Origin of the sequence: Microbacterium sp., assembly GCF_031178525.1 — a bacterium.
Taxonomy (GTDB): Bacteria; Actinomycetota; Actinomycetes; order Actinomycetales; family Microbacteriaceae; genus Microbacterium.
The window spans coordinates 1-2387 of sequence record NZ_JAPSJA010000335.1; the positions used below are offsets into that span (position 1 = coordinate 1).

Consider the following 2387-nt stretch of genomic DNA (forward strand, 5'->3'; position numbering starts at 1 on the left):
CGCCGTCGGAGGAGAAGGAGCCGGTCAGATGAGCGCCGCCATGACGCCCGCCACGCCCGCCTTGGAGCTTGCAGCCGACGGCGAGGAGAAGCGCCGTACGCGCCGGCGCAAGAGCCTGAGCGACAAGCAGCTCGCGATCCTCGAGGTCATCCAGCGCTCGATCCAGTCCAAGGGCTACCCGCCCACCATGCGGGAGATCGGCGACGCCGTGGGGCTGAAGTCGCTGTCGAGCGTGACGCACCAGCTCGGGCAGCTGGAGCTCAGCGGCTACCTGCGCCGTGATCCGGGCAAGACCCGGGCGATGGAGGTGCTGATCGACCTTCCCGGCCAGTCGGGCGAGAACCTGGACGCCGGCGTGCCGTCGGTCGGGGACGCCGCCATGGTGCCGCTCGTCGGCCGGATCGCGGCGGGCGTGCCGATCACGGCGGACCAGCAGGTCGAGGAGATCTTCCCGCTCCCCCGCCAGCTCGTGGGCAAGGGCGAGCTGTTCATGCTCAAGGTCAGCGGCGAGTCGATGATCGACGCCGCGATCTGCGACGGCGACTGGGTGGTCGTCCGCGTGCAGAACACCGCCGAGAACGGCGACATCGTCGCGGCGATGCTCGACGGCGAAGCGACCGTGAAGGTGTTCCGCCAGCGCGACGGGCACACGTGGCTGCTGCCGCGCAACTCGGCGTTCGAGCCGATCCTGGGCGATGAGTCCGTGGTGCTCGGCAAGGTCGTCGCCGTGATGCGCGCGGTCTGACCCGCTCTCCGCGCTCCCGATAGCGTTGGGGCATGTCCACGCTCCCGTACGGATCCTGGCCGTCGCCGATCTCGGCGTCCGACATCGCGGGGGGATCGCCCCGCCTCGACGGGGCACGCTTCGTCGGGCCGGATGCGGAGATCTGGTGGAGCGAGAGCGTGCCCGCGGAGAGGGGCCGCACGACCGTCATGCGACGGGACGGCGACGGCGCCGAGAGCCTGCTGCCCGCGCCCTGGAGCGCGCGGTCCCGCGTGCACGAGTACGGCGGCGGCGCCTGGACGACGACCGACGAGGGCCTGCTGCTCTTCGTCGAAGCCGCGGACCAGCGCGTGTACCGGATGTCGCTCGGGGGCGCGCCCGCGCCGCTCACGCCGGGCGGGCTCGGCATGGCGTTCGGCGACCTGACCTGGGCGGAGGGGCGGCTCTGGGCGGTGCGCGAGACGCAGGGGGATGCCCGTGTGCCGACGCGCGACATCGTGATCATCCCGCTCGACGGATCCGCGGCGGACGACCCGTCCGCGATCCGCAGCGTGGTCTCCGGATCCGACTTCCTGTCCTATCCCGCGCCGCGCGGCGATCGCCTCGCGTGGATCGCCTGGAACCACCCCGACATGCCGTGGGATGCGGCCGAGCTGCGCGTCGGCCGCATCGGCCCGGATGACACCGTGACCGAGCACGCGGTCGTCGCCGGAGGACGGACCGCTGACGGACCGGTCGCGGCCCTGCAGCCCGAGTGGACGGGCGACGACGAGCTGCTGTTCAGTGCGGACCCCGTGGCGGACGGCCCGGGCGATGGGCGATGGAATCTGCACGCGCTCCAACTCGACCAGCTCACCGTGTCCCGTGCCGAGCGGCTCCACGCCGTGGACGCCGACACCGGCGGCCCGCTGTGGAACCTCGGCGCGCGCTGGTTCGCGCCCCTCGACGACGGCCGCATCCTGGCGGTGCGCACGCACGGCACGGACACCCTGATGGTGCTCGATCCGGCGTCGGGCGCGGCCGACCTCTGGGAGACCGCGCTGTCCGGCGGCATCCTCGTGCGGGACGTGCGCGGTGCCCGCGTGCTGCTCACGGGGGCGGGCGCGCGAGTGCCCGGTGGGTTGTGGCTGCTGGACGTGGACGCCCGCACGATCGAGGCCGTGCGGGGCGGCGCGTCCGCGCTCGATCCGGTGTGGCTGCCGCCCTCGCGCGCGCTGACCTTCGACGGCCCGGACGGAGAGGTGCACGCCTTCGCCTACCCGCCGACGAACCCCGAGGTCGACCTGCCCGAGCGAGAGCTGCCGCCGTACCTCGTGCTCGTGCACGGCGGCCCGACGGCGCATTCGTCGGGGGTGCTGTCGCTCGCGGTCGCCTTCTTCACCAGCCGCGGCATCGGCGTGCTCGATGTGAACTACGGCGGATCGACCGGGTACGGCCGCGCGTATCGCGAGCGGCTGCAGGGCCGGTGGGGCGTGGCCGACGTGGCGGACACGGCCGCGGCCGCGCGGGGACTCGCGCGCGCGGGCCTCGCCGATCCGGCGCGCATCGCGATCAAGGGCGGCTCGGCGGGCGGATGGACGGTGCTGTGCGCGGTCGCCGACACCGACGCCTTCGCCGCGGGCATCAGCCGCTACGGCGTGGCGGACCTGCGCCGCCTGGCCGA

At 73.7% G+C, this 2387-nt stretch carries 2 protein-coding genes; both read left to right on the plus strand.

Features of this window, described 5'->3' with window-relative positions; translation table 11 throughout:
* Positions 1 to 40 precede the first annotated feature (40 nt).
* Positions 41 to 745 (plus strand): transcriptional repressor LexA, encoded by a 705-nt coding sequence (gene lexA / locus RIF89_RS14020; RefSeq protein WP_309069697.1) that lies wholly within the window; start codon positions 41 to 43, stop codon positions 743 to 745.
* Between the two features lie 32 nt (positions 746 to 777).
* A partial coding sequence (locus RIF89_RS14025; RefSeq protein WP_309069696.1) for a prolyl oligopeptidase family serine peptidase occupies positions 778 to 2387 on the plus strand: 1610 nt, incomplete at its 3' end.